Source organism: Streptomonospora arabica (assembly GCF_039531585.1).
GTDB classification, from domain to species: Bacteria; Actinomycetota; Actinomycetes; order Streptosporangiales; family Streptosporangiaceae; genus Streptomonospora; species Streptomonospora halophila.
On the sequence record NZ_BAAAQI010000001.1, the window covers coordinates 350,089 to 367,027 of the forward strand.

Sequence of the window (16,939 nt, forward strand, 5' to 3'; positions counted from 1 at the left end):
CCGCGGACGACGTGCCCGCCGCCGGCGCGACACCGCTCCGGGCGCACGCGCGCGACCTGCCGACCAGGCGTCCCCTGCTGGAGACGACGCTCGGCCCGACGGCCACCGTCGTCGAGTACCCCTTCCGGGAGGAGCTTCACCGGGTGCCGGTGCGGCTCCCCGGCGGCCTCGCCGCCACGGTCCGCACCTCCGCCCGGCCCGGAGACACCGGGTCCGCGGAGGTCCGCGCGCTGCCAGCGCCGGCGGCGGCGCCGAACCCGCCCCCGGCCCGGGCCCCTCGGGCCGCGGCCCGAGGGATGCCCGCCCGGGCGGCCGCGAAAGCGGCGCTTTCGCGGCCGTGCGAAACAGGGGAATCGACCGCTCCATTCACGGCGAATTCCGCGGGGCAGGCGATGCATTCCCGTCCATTCTCCTGCGCACTCGAGGAAATCACACCGGCGGCCTTTTCCGCCGGCGGCGCTCGGAAAGGCGATCGGTTCGGCCGCGCAGGCACACGCCGCAGGCGGGACCGGCGTGCGGTGCCGCAGAGGACGGAGCCACCACCGGTGACGCGCTCGCAACACGTCGTCCCTGGTCCTCCCGATACAGTGGCAACTGCAATGCGTCCCGCAATAAGCGGGCGAGAACAAGCTGGAGGACCAACCCATGGGCGACTCACCCGAACCGGCGGACATGACCAACAAGTCCGTGGTCAAAGCCGTCCGCCTGCTTCGGGAACTCGCCAGGCATCCGAACGGCGCGACGGCGACGACCCTGGCCGCCGCGACGCGCATCGCCCGCCCCACGGCGTTTCGGCTCCTCCACAGCCTGGAGCAGAACGGCTTCGTCGACCGGGTGGACAACAACTACATCCTCGGCTGGGAACTGGCGCGGCTCGGCAAGATCGCCGACCCTTACTCAGGGCTCGTGAAGCGGGTCCATCCCCTGCTGGACGACCTCGCCGCCGAACTCGGCGAGACGGTGACGATGTCGGTCACCGTGGGCGACGACGGCCTGGAGCTGATCGCCCAGGCCGACAGCGCACACCTGGTCGGCGTCGCGATGGGCAAGCAGGTGGGCCGGCACTTCCCGCTGCACGCGAGCTCGACCGGCAAGGTGCTGCTGGCGGAGATGCCGCAGGACAAGGTCACCTCGCTCCTTCCGGAGAAGCTCGAGTCCTTCGCGCCCCGAACCATCACCGACCGCGATGCGCTTCTGAAGGAACTCGGCGAGGTCCGGGAGCAGGGCTACTCGGTGATCGACAACGAGTTCGAGGAGGGCCTGCTCTCGCTGTCGCGTCCGGTGCGCGACTCCTCGGGCAACCTCGCCGCCATCCTCACCGTCGACGGACCGCGCTACCGGTTCGGCCGTGACCGCATCCCCGACGCACTGCAGCACATGCAGGCCACGGTGACCCGGATCTCCGACCTGCTCTGGGGCGACGCACCGGAGTAGGTACTCCGCGCCGCGGGGAGGCCGCCCACCGGCCCTCAGCCGGCGCCGCGGTCGGTGGCGGCCGGCTCCGGGCGGCCCGCTCCGCGCGGGGCCGCCCCGTGGAGCGCCTGGTCGACCAGGCGCTCGGCGATGGACTCGTCGAAGGGCACCCTGAGCACGAGCAGTCGGTGGTAGCAGGCGCCCCACAGCTGGTCCACGATGATGTCGAGGTCCGCGTCCTCGCGCAGCTGGCCCTGCCGCCGAGCGATGCGCAGACGCTGGCGCGCGAGTTCGCGCCGAGGCAGCGCGTAACTCTCCGACCAGGCCTGGGCGAGGCTCTCGTCCATCTGGGCGGCGCCGATGAGCTCGGACAGGGGCTTCTCCGCGCCGTCGTCCTTCAGCCAGCGCACGAACGAGCGGAGCTGGGCGACCAGGTCGGCGCGCACATCACCGGTGTCGGGAAAGTCCAGCAACCGCCGGCTCTGGGCGAAGTACGCCTCGGCCGCGAGCGCACCCGGCGACGGCCACCACTTGTAGAGGGTCGTCTTGCTGGCCCCCGCTTCCGCCGCCACGCGGTCGAACCTGACCGCCTGCATGCCGTCTCGCAGCAGAATGCGCCCGGCTGCGGTGAGCACGTCGGAGCGCACCTCCGCGGCCGGCCGACGGCCCCGGCCCCGTTGCACGGCAGAGCTTTCGGACATCGCCACCCCACTTATGGACAGACTGTGCATTTCTGCGTATCGTCGTATGTGAACAACTAGTCCATATCGTAGCGGAGGATCGGATGACGGCCGACAGCACAGCGCGGCTCGCGCTCGTCAGCGCCGGCAGGCCGATCGCCCCCACGGGCCCGCCGGGACGGCTCGGCTCCGCCGAGGAATCGCCGAGACCGGCGCGTTCCTCGCAGGGCCCCGCGCGCCGGGTGAGCGGACGGATCCGCCACGTCAGCGCGGAGCCGCCTGAAGGGACCCGCCAGAAGGAAGGGAACCGAAGATGTCCATCGCAGTGATCACCGGTGCCGCCACCGGCATCGGGCGCGTGACCGCCGAGACCCTCGCCGCGGCAGGCCACACCGTCTACGCGACGATGCGCGACCCCGGCGACCGCAACGCCGCCGCCGCGGCCGAGCTCCGGGCCCGCGCCCGGTCGCACGACCGCGACCTGCACGTCGCCGAACTCGACGTGACGTCCCAGGCCTCGGCCGACAGCGCCGTGGAGCGCATCGTCGGCGAGACGGGCGCGATCGACGTCGTCGTGCACAACGCCGGGCACCTGTCCATCGGGTACGTCGAGGCGTTCACCGACGACGACATCGCCCACCTGCTCGACGTCAACGCGATCGGGGCGCACCGGGTGAACCGCGCGGTCCTGCCGCACATGCGCCGGCGCCGCTCGGGAACGCTCGTCTACGTCGGCAGCACCATCCTCGTGACCACCCCGCCCTTCCTCGGCCCCTATGTGGCCTCCAAGGCGGCGTTCGACGCGCTCGCCGTCGTGACCTCCTACGAGGCGTCGCAGTTCGGCATCGAGACCTCGATCGTCATGCCGGGGGCGATCACGCAGGGCACGCAGCACTTCCCCAACGCGTCGAGGGCCACCGACGAGAACGTGGCCGCCCAGTACGCCGAGCTGGACCCGCTCGTCGAACGGACCCACGAAGCGCACGAGCGGCTCTTCGAGCCGGGGACGACCGCCGACCCGCAGGAGGTGGCCGAGGAGATCCGGCGCGTCCTGGCCCTTCCCGCCGGAGGCAGGCCGTTCCGGTCCGTGGTGGACGCCGCCCGTGCGGGGGCCGACCACGTCATGGCCTTCAGCGACCTGACGCGCGAGGCCTTCGTCCGGCGCCTCGGCTTCGCCGAGACGTTGGAGCTCAAGCGATGAGCGGCCACGGGACAGGGCGGACGGCCGCGGGCGCGCGATCGCTATCGCGCGCAGCGATCCTCGCGGCGTCGGTCGCCGTCGCGGCGAGCGGGTGCTCCGGCGTGCCGGACGGTCGCGTGGCGGTTCCCTCCCCCTCCGCAGCCGCCGACACCGCCCCGGCCGGCGCGGTCGCCGACCTCGGCGAGCCGGAGGAGCTGACGACGGGGCTGGAGGCGCCCTGGGGGCTCACCTTCCTCCCGGACGGATCGGCGCTCGTGTCCGAGCGCATCAGCGGTGAGATCCTGCGCGTCCCCCCGGAAGGGGGCGATCCGCGCACAGTCGGCGCCGTCCCCGACGTGGAGGTGAGCTCGGAAGGGGGCCTGCTCGGCATCGTCGCCTCCCCCGTCTTCGCGGACGACCGCACCGTCTTCGCCTCCGTCTCCGGGCAGGACCAGAACCGCGTCGTCGCACTCACCGTGGCCGACGACTACGGCTCCCTGACCGTCGACCGGGTGCTGCTCGACGGCATCCAGACCGCCGACCGCCACCACGGCGGCCGTCTCGTCGTCGGGCCCGACGGGCACCTGTGGATCGGGACGGGTGACGCGTTCGAACCCGAGAACGCCGCCACCGGCGACTCGCTCAACGGGAAGATCCTGCGCATCGCCCTCGACGGCTCGATCCCCGGCGACAACCCCGATCCGGCGTCGCCGATCTACTCCAGCGGCCACCGCAACGTCCAGGGGATCGCGTTCGGGCCCGACGGCACGCCCTACGCCTCCGAGCTCGGCCACCGCACCTGGGACGAGGTCAACGTCCTCCGCGCGGGCGCCGACTACGGATGGCCGGAGACCGAGGGCATCGCGGGATCCACGGGGGAGGCTCCGATCGCCACCCTCCGCCCCGACGACGCCAGCCCCTCCGGCGTCGCCTTCGCCGAGGGATCGCTGTGGATCGGCGCCCTGGGCGGCCGGCGGCTCTGGCAGCTTCCCGTCGAGGGCGGCGCCGCGACCGCCGAACCGATCGACCACCTCGTCGGCGACCACGGCCGCATCCGCACCGTCGAAGCCGCCCCGGACGGCGCCCTCTGGCTCATCACGTCGAACACCGACCGCGCCACCTGGGGCGGTACCGACCCGCGTCCGGGCGACGACCGGATCCTCCGCGTCGAGGTGGACCGGGGCTGACAACGGGTGCGCGACACGGACCGTTCCGCGCCGACGCGGCCGAGCGCCGATATGCCCCCCTTAGCGCAGGGGTATTCGGGGTAGCGGGCCCGGTGGCGCGGCGGGGCGACGTCGAGGGCCCCGAACAGACCTGGGAGCGATGATGCGTGTCGCGGCCGTACGAACCGTGCTGCCGGAGCACTACTACAGCCAAGAGGAGATCACCGACGCGGTCGCGCGGTGGACACAGGCCGACGAGCGCCTTCTGCGCCGGTTCCACGCCGCCACCCGGGTCGCCGGGCGGCCGCTGGTGTGGCCGGTCGAGGCCTACCGCGACCTGGACGACTTCGGCACCGCCAACGACGCCTTCATCGACAACGCGCTCGACCTCGGCGAACGCGCGATGCGGGAGGCCCTCGCGCGGGCCCGGACGGACGCGGACGAGGTGGACCAGATCATCGTGTGCTCCTCCACCGGCGTGGCCACCCCGACCCTCGACGTCCGCCTGGCCCAGCGCGTCGGGCTGCGCCCCGACGTCAGACGCGTCCCCGTGTTCGGGCTGGGCTGCTCCGGAGGCGCCGCCGGCCTGGGGCAGCTGCACGACTACCTGCGCGGCCGGCCGGAGCAGGCGGCCGTGCTCGTGTGCGTCGAACTCTGCTCGCTGACTCTGCAGCGCGACGACACCTCCACCGCCAACCTGGTGGCCAGCGGACTGTTCGGCGACGGGGCCGCGGCCGTGGTGGCGCTGGGGGAGCAGGCGGCCGAGCGCGGGGACAGGGCCTGGGACGGCCCCCGGGTCGTGGCCTCCCGCAGCAAGCTCTACCCCGACACGGAACGCCTGATGGGCTGGGACATCGGCGAGCACGGCTTCCGCACGATCCTGGCCGCCGATCTGGCGGACCAGGTGGAGGCCGTCCTCGCCGACGACGTCGCCTCGTTCCTCGGCGACCACGGCCTCTCGCCGAAGGAGGTGTCCTCGTGGGTGTGCCACCCCGGCGGCCCCAAGGTCATCGAGAGGATCAGCGACGTTCTCGGCCTCCACCACGGCGAGCTGGACCTCACCTGGCGCTCGCTCAGGCGGCTGGGCAACCTGTCGTCGGTGTCGGTGCTCGATGTGCTGGAGGAGACGATCGCCGACCGCCGCCCGCCCGAGGGCGAGCCCGGCCTGCTGATGGCCCTCGGGCCCGGGTTCTCCGCCGACCTGGTCCTGCTGCGCTGGTGAGCTGCAGCCGGCGCGCCCCGAGCCGGAACGGGCGGACTGGACGGGTGACGGCATATCACCCGTCCCGCACCGCACATTCACCTCAGCAGTAGTACGTGTAGCTCTCCGCCTTGTTGTCGAAGCCCTGCCGCTCCAGATTGCCCCAGCGGCCGGGGCCGAGGTCCACATATCCGCCGGCGAACCCGTCCAGGTCCCAGAGGCGGATGGTGCAACCGGTCTCGTTGATAACGGACGAAATCTCGTTGTCGCCGTCCCACCCGTCGATGTCGCACCCCTCGGGCGGACACTGACCGCGCGTGGTCTGGACGTACAGCGACCCGGTGAAGTCGGGGTCCTCCCACATGCGCACCTCTCCGGGCGCCGCCGTCATCGGCGCGACGGGCGCTGTATCCGGGGTGGAGGCGAACGCGCTCGGCGCCGAAACCACGCCGGCCGCCACCATGATTCCCGCCGCACCGAGAACCCGTGTTTTTCTGCCAAGCAAGATGACACCTTCCCTTCGAGGTGTTCGACTTGATCCGGCAGAGAAAACGCTAGGAGTCCGAGGTTGGGCACTAGTTGGACAATGGTTGCGCCGAATCGGGACGATTCCGATTCTTCGGCATAATCTGTTCCGCCGACTCCGCTATTCGCGCCCGTACCCGCGGCGTTTTCCGCCCCTGCTCATCGGCGGCCGGCACCGTCGGCCGGCGGGCGGGAGGCTCACGCGCTGGCCCCGTCCTCGGCGCGTGCCGCGGCCCGCCGCCGCACCACCACGACGGCCAGCACCCCGGCTGCAGCGAACGCGCCGAGCGCGACGGCGATGTAGGCCGACACCCCCGCGGCCGAGTTCTCCGTGGACCCGCCGACGACCACGTCGGTGGACTCGAGCACCGCCGCGCCCACGAAGTTCAGCACCACCGAGCCGATCGCCACCATGACCATGACCAGGCTGGACACCCCGCCCTGGCGGTCGGCGGGTGCCAGGGCTCCCGCCATGTTGAAGCCGGAGGTCACCAGCGCGCCCGCCGCCAGACCCAGCAAGAAGACGAAGAACACCGCCGCGGCGAACACGGAGGCGCCGAGGAACATCCCCACGGTCCCCACCGTTCCGAGCGCCACGCCGGCGGCCAGTGCCGGGGCGGGTCCGATGCGTGTCGCGAGCGCTCCGGCCACGGGTCCGCCGACCATGATCCCGACCGCCGGCACGGCGAGCACCATTGCCAGCGACCCCTGGTCGGCGAGCCCGTACCCGAGCCCCAGAGCGGCCGGCACGTCGGCGACGATGGAGACGAGCTGCAGCATGCTCTGGTATGCGCCCGTCCCCAGGACGACCACCAGCAGCGTGAGCACGAGGGGCCCGCCGAGGTTCCTGACGTCGATCACGGGTTCGGGCTTGCGGCTCGAAACCAGGAACCACCGGGCCAGTGCTGCCGTACCTCCGCCGAGCAGGGCGAGTGGGCCGGGGGCGAACCAGCCGAGCTGCGATCCCAGGCTGATGTAGCTGAGCGCCATCACCAGGCCGCCGCCGAGCAGCAGGGCCCCGGAGAAGTCGATCCGGCCCGGCGTCCTGATCCGGGACTCGGGGATGAGGAAGCGCACGCAGACCGCCGTGCCCAGGGCGAGGCCCGCCGACAGCAGGAACAGGCTCCGGAACCCGAACTGCGCGGCCAGCGCCTCGACGAAGAAGGAGTCGGCGATGCTGAGGACCGCGGAACCGGAGGTCACGACGCCGACGACGACCATGCCGATGCGGGAGGCGCAGATGTCGCGGACGAGCGCCACCGTGAGGAACATGGCCGCCACGGCCGCGCCGTGCAGCATGCGCCCGACGATGAACACCCAGATGTTGGGCGCGGCCGCGCACGCGAGGGCGCCGGCGCAGCTGATGAGCAGTGTCACCCCCAGCACCTTCCGCTTCCCGTGGACGTCGGCGCTCTTGCCGAGCAGCGGCGCCCACATCGCCCCCGCCAGCATGGCGCTGGCGTTGAGCCAGGCCGCCTGGTCGGTGTCGAAGTGGTCGAGCATCCGGGAGAGGACGACCAGCGGCGCGCCGATGGCCGTGTCGGCCATGAAGTTCACCGTGACCAGCACGGCCGCCTGGACGGCGAGCAGCGCGTTCCAGCGCGTGTGCCGACCGCCGCCGGCCGGTTCGGTGCCGGTGGTGCTGCTGTCGTGCATGGGGCCCTTTCGTGGTGTCTGGGTGCGTCTCGTGGTGTCTGGTGCGCCGCGGACAGGCGGCGGCTCCCCTGGGGGAGTGCCGCGGGCGCGGCCTAGTAGGGCCGGACTCGGTTGCCGCTCGACCGGAACGGAGCCAGGTGCTCGATGAGGGCCGCCTCCCGGCTCGCGGGGATTCGGGCGATGATGTGGCCGTCGGTCCTGATGAGGATGAGCTCGCCGCGGCGGGGCCGGTAGGCGCGCTGGAAGTCGCCCTCGGCGTCGACGATGGCGCTGTCCGGCCCCGGCCCGATGCGGTGCACGTGCATGTGGGTCGGTTTGGCGTTGTCGAAGATCACCGGCCGGGTGTGCTCGTAGGCGATCAGGGACCAGTGCGGCCCGCGCAGGAGGTCGAAGAGGTCGCCGCTGAAGTCCGCGCCCTCCAGCCCTCTCGCGTTGGGAGCCCGGTCGCCGGGCGCCGGTCCGGAGGCGGGCTGCTCGCCTTCGCGGTAGACGAGCGGACTCGCTCGGTAGTCGATCCCCAGTCCGCTGTTCCGGCCGCCTTCACCGATCCCGGCCAGGGCCGAGCTCAGGCCGTCCGCACTGCCCCGATCGACCTGTTCCAGGGTCCGCGTCATCTTGTCCGCGCTCATCTCCAGCACGGTGCGGGCGACCGGCATGCGTTCGGCGCCGTAGGTGTCCAGCAGGGCCGTGCGCGCGCCGTCGAGGACGCTGGTGATCTTCCAGCCGAGGTTGTAGGCGTCCTGGATGCCGGTGTTCATGCCCTGGCCCCCGGCGGCGGAGTGCACGTGGGCGGCGTCGCCGGCGAGCAGGACGCGGCCCTGGCGGTACCGCTCCACCATGCGGGCGTTGACCTGGTAGACCGACAGCCAGCTCGCGCTGTCCAGCGCCACGGCTCCCGCTCCGGCGCGTTCGTCGAACAGCCGCTGGTAGAGCTCCAGGGAGGGGGTGTGCGCCTCCTGGCCGGGCAGGATGGGGCTCTGGAACTGCCACAGGCGGGCGCCGAGCGGGGTGAGGCCCAGCATGCCGTGTTCGGAGGGCCAGATGTGCATGCGGTCGCGGTCGAGGTCGGGGCCGGTGACGTCGCCGAGGTACCAGCGCTGCCGTTCGCCGGTCCTGCCGACCAGGGGGAGGCCGACGAGCCTGCGGGTGCCGCTCCTGCCGCCGTCGGCGGCCACGACGAAGCGGGCGCGGACGGTCCGCTCGCCGTCGGGGGCTGCCAGGGTGACGGTGGCACCGTCGCCGTCCTGGTCGAGTCCGACGGCCTCGCGGCCGAACTCGACGCTTGTGCCGAGCTCCGCGAGCCGGTGCCGCAATGCGTGCTCGACGTCGAACTGGCCGATCCACAGCGCGTCGGGGTAGGGCGTGCGGAACGCGTCGTCGGCCCGAACCGAGATCGACGGCTTGTCCACGACCGCTCCGGAGGGTTCGTGGAACCGCATGGGCAGCCGGGCGACCCCGTGCCGCAGGACGTGGTCGACGGCGCCGAGGTCGTCGAGCACTTCGAGGGACCGGGGCTGGACGGTCTTGGCCCGGGTGGCGCGGTTTGGCTCGGGGTCCCGCTCGACGACGCGGTGGTCGACGCCGCGGCGGGCGAGGTCGCAGGCCAGGGTCAGGCCGGTGGGCCCGGCTCCGATGATGAGGACGTCGGTGTCGGATGCGTCGGTCATGGTGTCCTTCCGGCTTTCGGTGCACGGCGGCGGGTGCGGGAGCGGCGGCCGGCCCGGTAGGGCGCGGCCGGGCGCCCGCTCGGGGGCGAGGGGATCATCGGGAATCGCCGGCGCCGGGAGCGGCGGCCGGTGCCGGAGGGGGTGCGCCCTCACGGCCGGTGGAGCCGGTCCCGGGTGGCGGAAGTGCGGACTTGCGGACGACTCCCTGCTGGGCGACCAGGACGATGTTGTCCGGCTCGGCCAGGACGCCGATGTCGCGCAGCGGGTCGCCCGCGCAGACGACGACGTCGGCGAGCATGCCCGGCCGCAGGGCGCCCAGCCGGTCCTCGACCCCCAGCAGGCGCGCGCTGGTGGAGGTCGCGGCGCGGATCGCCTCCATCGGGGCCATGCCCAGCTCCACCAGGTGGGCCAGCTCGGCGAGGTTCCTGCCGTGGGCGGAGATCCCGGCGTCGGTGCCCATGGCGACGGTCACCTTCCGCCCGATCGCCGCGGCGATGTTCTCCTTGGTGCGCTCGTTCCAGCGCATCTTCTTCTCGTAGCGCCACGGCGGGCCCGTGGCCGCGTCCAGCGGCTCGAAGACGGTGGCCAGGGTCGGCACGAGGACCGCCCCGCGCTCGCCGAGCAGGTCGCAGCCCTGCTCGTCGATGCCGAAGCCGTGCTCGACGGAGGCGGCGCCGCCGCGGATCGCGGCGAGGACGCCCGCCCCGCCCTGGGCGTGTGCGGCGACCGCGCGCCCGCGGTGCCGGCGCGCCTCGTCCACGGCCGCGGCGACCTCCTCCTCGAGCAGGTCCTCGTCGTCGGGGTCGTCGCCCGCGCTGCTCATGCCGCCGCTGGTGCAGATCTTGACCAGGTCGGCGCCGGCGCGCAGCAGCCGGCGCGCGGCCAGGCGCACCTCGTCCGCGTCGTCGGCCAGTGCGCAGAAGTCGAAGCCGAGGTCGACCCCGCCGGGCAGGGTGGTGTCGGCGTGTCCGCCGGTGTGGCTGATGATGCCCACGGACGTCTGCAGGCGCGGTCCGGCGACGAGTCCGCTGCCGACCGCGTCGCGGAACCCGGCGGGAAGCGCGCCCAGATCGCGCGCCGACGTGATCCCGGCGTCCAGGGTGCGGCGCAGCCGCTCGGCCGTCTGCAGCGTGCGCAGGGCGGGGCTCGTCATGAGCGCCTCGTCCACGATCGACCGGTTCGAGGGCATGCCCAGGTGCACGTGGCAGTCGAAGAACCCGGGCAGAAGGGTCCCTCCCCGGCCGTCGACGGAGCGGACGTCCGGGGAGGGGGCGGGCGCCCCGCTCGCGGGGCCGGCGTAGGCGATCCGGCCGTCGGCGCCGGCGTCGAGCACGGCGTCGGCCACGACCGCCGAACCGAGTCCGTCGACGAGCCGGACGTTGTGCACGCGCAGCGCCGCACTGCTGTCGATCTCCATGACAGGTCCTGTTCCGCAGCGATCTCGTTCTGACCGTCGTGACGCTACGGTGATCTCGCATGAGAACGCCGAAGTTGCATGTTCTCGTCGAAATCGTGCTGTCTGTGCATGAAAGGTGCTGTCGCCGAGCATGGGAGAACCGAACTTCGACGAACTCGACGTCGCCGTGGTGGACGCCGTGCGGTCGGCTCCGCGCGCGAGCTGGCGGGAGCTGGCGCCGGTGCTGGGGGTCGACCCGGCGACTGTCGGCCGGCGCTGGTCGCGGATGCAGTCCGCAGGGGCGGCGTGGGTCACCGCCCACCCGGCCGGCGGTGCGACGCCGACCTGCGCCCTGGTGGAGATCAGCTGCGCGCCGGGGCGGTCGGGCGAGGTGGCCGGCGTCCTGGCCGGCGACGTCGAGGCGGCCACCGTCAAGCTGACGGCCGGCGCGCGCGACGCGCTCGTGCTGGCGCAGGCACCCGACCTCGGCGCGCTGTCGGACTACCTGCTCGACCGGGTGGGACGGGTCCCGGGCCTGACGGACGTGCGCAGCCACCTCATGACGCGGTCGGCCCTGGAGGGCAGCCGCTGGCGCGAGGGCGCCCTGGACTCGGAGCAGCGCACCCGGCTGCACACCCGCGCCGGCAGCCGGCCCGACCCGGGCGCCGCCCTGCAGGAGCCCGACCGCCGCATCGTCCGAGCGCTGAGCGCCGACGGCCGGATGCGCTTCGAGCGGCTCGCCGAACAGGTCGGCCTGGGACCCGTCGCCGTGCGGCGCCGCCTGGCGCGGCTGGAGGAGACGGGACTGGTCATCCTGCGGTGCGATGCCTCCCGGCACCTGTCCGGGCGTCCGGTCGCCGCCGTCTACTTCGGCTCGCTGGACGTCGACGAACTGGAGAACGCCGAAGGGCGGATCCGCACGCTGCCGGGGGTCCGGGCCTGCAGCCTCGTCGCCGGCCCCTACAACGTCGTGGTCGACGCGTGGCTGCACTCGGCTGCGGAGGCGCACGACCTCGAACGGCGGATGCGGCGGGTGCTGCCCGCGCTGCGGATCGAGGACAGGTCGATCGTCCTGCGGCCGGTCAAGCTGCTCGGCCGCATCCTGGACGCCGAGGGGAGGTCGGTGCGCTCCGTGCCGCTGCTGGCCGACGACCGCTGACCGGTGCGGTCCGCCCGGAGCCGCATCCGGGTGCCCGGAGCGGTAGGTTTATAACAGCCGTCATAATCACTGCCTCGCCGTCCGGGAGACCCCCATGCCCCGCCGACACCGCACCGACGCCCGCGCATCCGCCCACGACGGGCCCGCGCACGACGCCGACACCGTGCGGGAACTGCTGTTCCGCCGCACCGGCGCGCTGGAGTGGGGCCGGCGCGGCTCGCCCGCACTGCAGGAGCCGACCGACGCGATCGTGCGCCCCTTCGTCGCCGGGCGCTGCGACGGCGACACCCTGCCCCTGCACCGCCCCGTCTCACGGGCGATGCAGGCCGGGATCGCCGTGGGCGCCGTGGACCCGGTCGTGGGCAGGATCTGCGGCCGGGTGCCGTTCCAGGGCCCGTTCGCGATCGGCCACGAGTGCGTCGCCGAGGTCGTCGCCGTCGGGAGGGACGTCCACCGGGTGCGCCGGGGCCGACGGGTCGTTGTTCCCTGGGCGGTCTCCTGCGGAACGTGCGCGCGCTGCCTGCGCGGCCTGACCTCCAAGTGCACCACCGCCGCCCGCTCCACCCTGGCGGCCTTCGGGTTCGGCCCCGCCAGCGGGGACTGGGGCGGCATGGTCACCGACACCTTCCGCGTCCCCTTCGCCGACCACATGCTCGTGGAGGTCCCCGACACGGTCCCGTCGCTGCGGGTGGCCGCGGCCGGCGACAACCTCGCCGACGCGTGGCGCACCGTCGCCGGGCCTCTGGCCCGACGCCCCGAGGGCACGGTCCTGGTGCTGGGCGGCGGAGCCAAGAGCATCGGGCTCTACGCCGCGGGTCTGGCAGCGGCCCTGGGCGCGGCCGAGGTCGACTACCTGGACGACTCCCCCACGCGCCGGGAGATCGCCGCCTCGTTCGGCGCCCGGACCCGCCCCCTGAGCGCACGGGGCACGCTGCCGCGGCGCGGGGGGTACGACGTGGCGGTCGAGGCGACCTCGCGCTCCTTCGGGCTGCAGCGGGCCGTGCGCGCCCTGGCACCCGGCGGGGTGTGCACCGCGGTGGGCTACTACGTCGCCCCCGCCACGCGCGTGCCGCTGATGCGGATGTATGCCACCGACGCCATGCTGCACCTGGGCGTCTCCCACCCGCGCGCGGTCCTGCCGGACCTGCTGGACTTCGTCGCCCGCACGGGCTTTCCGGCCGAGCGTGTCACGACCCTCACCGCCGACTGGGAGCGGGCCCCGCACGCCTATGCCGCACACACCACCAAGGTCGTCCTGCAGCGCGCCCCGCTGGGACCCGGGCCCGTCGAACGAGCGGACTAGAACCGCGGTCGGCGCCCGCCGGCCGCGGACCGAGCGCCGTCCATGCGGCACCGCGCCGCTCGGGGCCGCCGCGCCGGGAGCGCCGCCGGCCGCTGCTGCGCCGCGGACGCGACCACCCCCGGTCCGGAAAGGGAGCTTCCGCAGCGGTCAGTCGGACCATCGGCGTGTCCGCTCCTCACATTCGCTGGGGCAGTCGACATGAGCAGCGTCAACGCTCGACCATGACGAGCGTTGCAGACACCGAGGAGGCGCACAGATGAGCGGGAGCGGCCCGCAGGCGCGCAGGCGGATCGTGGCCGGTGCGGCCGACATGATCAGCCGGCGCGGGCTCAACGCCACGAGCATCCGCGAGACGGCCAAGCACGCCGAGGCGCCGCTCGGCTCGACCTACCACTACTTCCCGGACGGCAAGGAGCAACTGGCCGCCGAAGCCGTGCGCTACGCCGGGGAGCGGGTGGCCCGCCGGCTGGGCTGGGAACTGCGCGCGGGCCCGGTCGCCGGTCTGGAGGCGTTCCTCGCGCTGTGGCGCACGGTCCTCCTCGAATCCGGCTTCCGCGCCGGCTGCCCGGTACTCGCCGTCTCCGTCGAGGAGCCCCCGTCCGATGAGGCGCCCGCTCCCCTGGCGGCCGCCGCCGAGGCCTTCGACTCGTGGGAGGAACTGCTGTCCGCCTCGCTGCGCGAGCACGGCGCCCCGCCCGAGCAGAGCGACCAGACCGCGGCGCTCGTCGTCGCCGCCGTGGAGGGCGCCGTGGCCATGTGCCGCGCGAAGCGCAGCACACTGCCCCTCGACCGGGTCGCGGAGCGGCTCCACGCGCTGATGCGCGGCTCACTCGGCGGCTGAGCCGCGCCGGCGGCGGCTCTCCCGGCTCCCGGCGGGCTCGGGCGCCTTTGGGCGCTCCGGCCCGGCGGCGCGCCCCTTCCTCAGCGGCTCACCGCGGTCTCCCGCTCGATGCGGGACAGCTTCTCCGGATTGCGGACGGTGTAGATCGCGGTGATCCGGTTGTCCTCGACCCGCAGGCTCATGACGCTGTCGATCCTGCCGTCCAGCAGGAGCGCGAGGGCCGGCCGGCCGTTGACGTGGACGGGGGCGACCGTCAACGCGGCGCCGACCCGGTCCAGGCCGACCTTCAGCACGCGGGCGACCTGGTCGGCTCCCGTGATCGGCCGCGGCAGCGCCTGCTTGACCCCGCCGCCGTCGGCCAGGGCGACGACGTCCGGCGCGAGCAGGTCGACCAGCCCCTGGAGGTCGCCGGTCTCGACGGCGCGCTGGAAGGCCGCGGTCACGGTTCGCGTCTCCTCCGGCGATGCGGCGCCGCGGGGACGGCGCGCGGCGACGTGGGAACGGGCCCGGTGGGCGATCTGGCGTACCGCGGGCCCGCTCTTTCCAAGGGCGTGCGCGATCTCGCCGTAGCCGAAGTCGAACACCTCGCGCAGCACGAACACCGCCCGCTCGGTCGGCGTCAGCGTCTCCAGCACCAGCAGCATCGCCGTCGATATGCTCTCGGCCAACTCGACGTCCTCGGCCACGTCGGGCGCGGTCAGCAGCGGTTCGGGCAGCCAGGGGCCGACGTAGGTCTCCCTGCGCCTGCCGAGGGTGCGCAGCCGGGTGAGCGCCTGCCGGGTGGTGATTCTCACCAGGTACGCGCGCCGGTCGCGCACTTCGGCGAGGTCGACGCCGACCCACCGCAGCCAGGTCTCCTGGAGGACGTCCTCGGCGTCGGCGGCCGAGCCGAGCAGTTCGTAGGCGACGGTGAAGAGCAGGTTGCGATGGGCCACGAACGCCGCCGTCGCGGGGTCCGCGCCGTCGTCCCTGTCCGTCCCGCGGTCCGGGCCTGAGCGGTTCATGCCGTGCTCCTGTCGCTTCTCGTGAGCGTGTCCGCCCACGAGACGCCGGCCCCCGCGGTTCTGTGACACCGCATCGGGGCGGTGTCACAAGTATCGGGTCGCGGGCGTCCTATGCGCGAACGGATACGCCCCGTCCCCTGTCCAGGAGACCTGATGGATTTCGCGCTGTGGATCGTCGCCGGACTGCTGGCCCTCGCCTTCGGGGCCGGCGGTGCGGGCAAGATCGTCGTTCCCAAGGAGAAGATCACCGCGATCAAGACCGGCCGGTGGGCCGAGGACTGGAGCCCCCGCGCCCTAAAGGCGATCGGCGCTCTGGAGCTCCTCGCGGCGGCGGGTCTGATCCTGCCCGCCGCACTCGGCGTCATGCCGGTCCTGGTACCGCTGGCCGCCGTCGGCCTCGTGCTGGTCATGGTCGGCGCGATCGTCGTGCACGCGCGCCGCGGCGAGAACGGGCAGATCCTGGTGAACCTGGCCTACCTCGCCCTGGCGGCCTTCGTGGCGTGGGGCCGGTTCGGACCGGAGGCCTTCATCGGCTGACGCGTTCGGAGCGGGCCGGACCGGGGCGGGCCGGGCGGGCCGTGCCGGGGCGGCCCGCGGACGCCGCCCCGGTCCGGCTACGCGTCCGCCCCGCCCGCCACGTCCGCCAGGTGCGGGCGCAGTGCCTCCAACGCGTGCGGGATCGACAGCGGCGTCGGGGTGTTGAGCGCGACGATCGTGGGGTAGTCCAGGACGGCGACCGTACCGGGAAGCTCGTCGAACCCGGGGATGTCGCCCAGTTCGCTCTCGTCGCCGCCGTTGACGAGGAAGGCCACGAAGTCGGCGCGCAGCAGGTCGGAGCGCTCGGTGCTCACGCCGATCCGCGCGTCGCCGGTCTCCTCTCCCCTGCGCTTGACCTGCGGGTACATCCGCATGCCCAGGTCGTGGAAGAACGTGCTCGACCCGTCCTGCTCGTCGGCGACGATGTACAGCTTGTCGCCGACGACGTACTGGGCGAGGGCGAACGTCCGGCCCTTCAGCTGCGGCATGTCCGCCGCGGCCGCCTCGACCTCGTCCTGGACCGACGCGACGACCTCGTCGGCCGCCGCGGGCTCGTCGAGGACCTTGCCGGCGATGCCGACCAGGTCCGCCCAGGGCATGACCTGGCGCTCGTCGAGTGAGGCGATCGTGGGGGCGATGCGCGAGAGCAGCCGGTAGCTCTTGCGGTCGGGGATCGTGTAAGTGCCGACGATCAGGTCCGGTTCGAGCGCGGCGATCCGCTCGATCGGAAGCCCGTCCGCGACCGACAGCGACTCGGCGTCCCCGGAGAAATCCTGCCAGGGGACGCCCGATTCGGGCATCGCCGTGTCGGCCGGATAACCGACCGGTTCGACGCCCATGGAGAGCATGACGTCGGTCCACTGCAGGTCGAGGGTGACGACGCGCTTGGGCACCGCTTCGACGGTGGTGGTGTCGAACCGGTGCTCCACCTCGACCGGTTCGGGCAGGGACGGCCCGTCGGCGGAGGGCTCGGAGTCAGGGGCGCCGCACGCGGCGGCACCGAGCACGAGGGCGGCCGCGAGCGCGATCGGGCGGACGAGGCTACGGGGGACGATTTTCATGAGGTGAGGCTAACCTCAGCCGATCGCCCTGTAAACCGCCGATCCCCCGCCGTGGCCTGGGCCGTTCAGTCCGCACACCCCACCGGCGCCGCCCCCGCCCGCGTCCGGCACTCCCTTGAAGACCGCATTGGGGTTCATTTAGGTTAATCT

At 73.3% G+C, this 16,939-nt stretch carries 15 protein-coding genes; 8 read left to right on the top strand and 7 right to left on the bottom strand.

From position 1 onward, the window contains the following. Positions 1-645: 645 nt before the first annotated feature. Complete coding sequence (locus tag ABD284_RS01510) at positions 646-1,434, top strand: IclR family transcriptional regulator (RefSeq protein WP_344140130.1); 789 nt, start codon at positions 646-648, stop codon at positions 1,432-1,434. 35 nt (positions 1,435-1,469) lie between these two features. On the opposite strand, the gene ABD284_RS01515 is transcribed toward ABD284_RS01510, so the two are convergent. Further along, positions 1,470-2,048, bottom strand: coding sequence for a TetR/AcrR family transcriptional regulator (locus ABD284_RS01515; RefSeq protein ID WP_344140132.1), 579 nt, complete (start codon positions 2,046-2,048; stop codon positions 1,470-1,472). Positions 2,049-2,406: 358 nt separating this feature from the next. On the opposite strand from ABD284_RS01515, the gene ABD284_RS01520 reads away from it, so the two are divergent. From ABD284_RS01520 to ABD284_RS01530, 3 genes are all read left to right on the top strand, one after another. After that, positions 2,407-3,294, top strand: a complete 888-nt coding sequence (locus ABD284_RS01520) for an SDR family NAD(P)-dependent oxidoreductase (protein ID WP_344140134.1) — start codon at positions 2,407-2,409, stop codon at positions 3,292-3,294. Between the two features lie 116 nt (positions 3,295-3,410). Beyond that, positions 3,411-4,460: a PQQ-dependent sugar dehydrogenase gene (locus tag ABD284_RS01525; RefSeq protein ID WP_344140136.1), complete on the top strand. Its 1,050-nt coding sequence runs from the start codon at positions 3,411-3,413 to the stop codon at positions 4,458-4,460. Between the two features lie 139 nt (positions 4,461-4,599). Continuing rightward, positions 4,600-5,661 (top strand): type III polyketide synthase, encoded by a 1,062-nt coding sequence (locus tag ABD284_RS01530; RefSeq protein ID WP_344140138.1) that lies wholly within the window; start codon positions 4,600-4,602, stop codon positions 5,659-5,661. A gap of 82 nt (positions 5,662-5,743) precedes the next feature. Here ABD284_RS01530 and ABD284_RS01535 read toward each other — a convergent pair whose 3' ends face one another. The 4 genes from ABD284_RS01535 to ABD284_RS01550 all read right to left on the bottom strand — a co-directional run bounded on the left by ABD284_RS01535 (position 5,744) and on the right by ABD284_RS01550 (position 10,905). Next, a complete protein-coding gene (locus ABD284_RS01535; protein ID WP_344140140.1) occupies positions 5,744-6,145 on the bottom strand; it encodes a peptidase inhibitor family I36 protein in 402 nt (133 codons plus the stop codon). A 218-nt stretch (positions 6,146-6,363) separates the two neighbouring features. Then, the gene (locus tag ABD284_RS01540) at positions 6,364-7,821 is read right to left on the bottom strand and encodes an MFS transporter (protein ID WP_344140143.1); all 1,458 of its coding nucleotides are present in this window, start codon (positions 7,819-7,821) and stop codon (positions 6,364-6,366) included. Positions 7,822-7,913: 92 nt separating this feature from the next. Beyond that, on the bottom strand, positions 7,914-9,488 hold the full coding sequence (locus tag ABD284_RS01545) for an FAD-dependent oxidoreductase (protein ID WP_344140145.1): 1,575 nt from the start codon (positions 9,486-9,488) through the stop codon (positions 7,914-7,916). Positions 9,489-9,582: 94 nt separating this feature from the next. Continuing rightward, positions 9,583-10,905, bottom strand: coding sequence for a metal-dependent hydrolase family protein (locus ABD284_RS01550; protein WP_344140147.1), 1,323 nt, complete (start codon positions 10,903-10,905; stop codon positions 9,583-9,585). Between the two features lie 130 nt (positions 10,906-11,035). Here ABD284_RS01550 and ABD284_RS01555 point away from each other — a divergent pair, with 130 nt between their 5' ends. The 3 genes from ABD284_RS01555 (at position 11,036) to ABD284_RS01565 (ending at position 14,187) form a co-directional block, all read left to right on the top strand. Next, positions 11,036-12,043 carry an Lrp/AsnC family transcriptional regulator gene (locus tag ABD284_RS01555; RefSeq protein WP_344140149.1) on the top strand — a complete coding sequence of 336 codons (1,008 nt, stop codon included), beginning with the start codon at positions 11,036-11,038 and terminating at the stop codon, positions 12,041-12,043. A gap of 94 nt (positions 12,044-12,137) precedes the next feature. After that, positions 12,138-13,346, top strand: coding sequence for an alcohol dehydrogenase catalytic domain-containing protein (locus tag ABD284_RS01560; protein WP_344140151.1), 1,209 nt, complete (start codon positions 12,138-12,140; stop codon positions 13,344-13,346). A 256-nt stretch (positions 13,347-13,602) separates the two neighbouring features. Continuing rightward, a complete protein-coding gene (locus ABD284_RS01565; protein WP_344140153.1) occupies positions 13,603-14,187 on the top strand; it encodes a TetR/AcrR family transcriptional regulator in 585 nt (194 codons plus the stop codon). 80 nt (positions 14,188-14,267) lie between these two features. Here ABD284_RS01565 and ABD284_RS01570 read toward each other — a convergent pair whose 3' ends face one another. Next, the gene (locus tag ABD284_RS01570; RefSeq protein ID WP_344140155.1) at positions 14,268-15,191 is read right to left on the bottom strand and encodes an RNA polymerase sigma-70 factor; all 924 of its coding nucleotides are present in this window, start codon (positions 15,189-15,191) and stop codon (positions 14,268-14,270) included. A 153-nt stretch (positions 15,192-15,344) separates the two neighbouring features. On the opposite strand from ABD284_RS01570, the gene ABD284_RS01575 reads away from it, so the two are divergent. Further along, positions 15,345-15,728 carry a DoxX family protein gene (locus tag ABD284_RS01575; protein ID WP_344140157.1) on the top strand — a complete coding sequence of 128 codons (384 nt, stop codon included), beginning with the start codon at positions 15,345-15,347 and terminating at the stop codon, positions 15,726-15,728. A 77-nt stretch (positions 15,729-15,805) separates the two neighbouring features. On the opposite strand, the gene ABD284_RS01580 is transcribed toward ABD284_RS01575, so the two are convergent. Beyond that, positions 15,806-16,789, bottom strand: coding sequence for an ABC transporter substrate-binding protein (locus tag ABD284_RS01580; protein WP_344140159.1), 984 nt, complete (start codon positions 16,787-16,789; stop codon positions 15,806-15,808). Positions 16,790-16,939: the final 150 nt, after the last annotated feature.

What these genes read in the sequence shown, in the direction of transcription:
- ABD284_RS01560 (WP_344140151.1), top strand. Translation starts at nt 12,138, where the DNA reads ATGCCCCGCCGACACCGCACCGACGCCCGCGCATCCGCCCACGACGGG.
- ABD284_RS01570 (WP_344140155.1), bottom strand. Translation starts at nt 15,191, where the DNA reads ATGAACCGCTCAGGCCCGGACCGCGGGACGGACAGGGACGACGGCGCG.
- ABD284_RS01550 (WP_344140147.1), bottom strand. Translation starts at nt 10,905, where the DNA reads ATGGAGATCGACAGCAGTGCGGCGCTGCGCGTGCACAACGTCCGGCTC.
- ABD284_RS01580 (WP_344140159.1), bottom strand. Translation starts at nt 16,789, where the DNA reads ATGAAAATCGTCCCCCGTAGCCTCGTCCGCCCGATCGCGCTCGCGGCC.
- ABD284_RS01575 (WP_344140157.1), top strand. Translation starts at nt 15,345, where the DNA reads ATGGATTTCGCGCTGTGGATCGTCGCCGGACTGCTGGCCCTCGCCTTC.
- ABD284_RS01540 (WP_344140143.1), bottom strand. Translation starts at nt 7,821, where the DNA reads ATGCACGACAGCAGCACCACCGGCACCGAACCGGCCGGCGGCGGTCGG.
- ABD284_RS01555 (WP_344140149.1), top strand. Translation starts at nt 11,036, where the DNA reads ATGGGAGAACCGAACTTCGACGAACTCGACGTCGCCGTGGTGGACGCC.
- ABD284_RS01510 (WP_344140130.1), top strand. Translation starts at nt 646, where the DNA reads ATGGGCGACTCACCCGAACCGGCGGACATGACCAACAAGTCCGTGGTC.
- ABD284_RS01565 (WP_344140153.1), top strand. Translation starts at nt 13,603, where the DNA reads ATGAGCGGGAGCGGCCCGCAGGCGCGCAGGCGGATCGTGGCCGGTGCG.
- ABD284_RS01530 (WP_344140138.1), top strand. Translation starts at nt 4,600, where the DNA reads ATGATGCGTGTCGCGGCCGTACGAACCGTGCTGCCGGAGCACTACTAC.
- ABD284_RS01545 (WP_344140145.1), bottom strand. Translation starts at nt 9,488, where the DNA reads ATGACCGACGCATCCGACACCGACGTCCTCATCATCGGAGCCGGGCCC.
- ABD284_RS01520 (WP_344140134.1), top strand. Translation starts at nt 2,407, where the DNA reads ATGTCCATCGCAGTGATCACCGGTGCCGCCACCGGCATCGGGCGCGTG.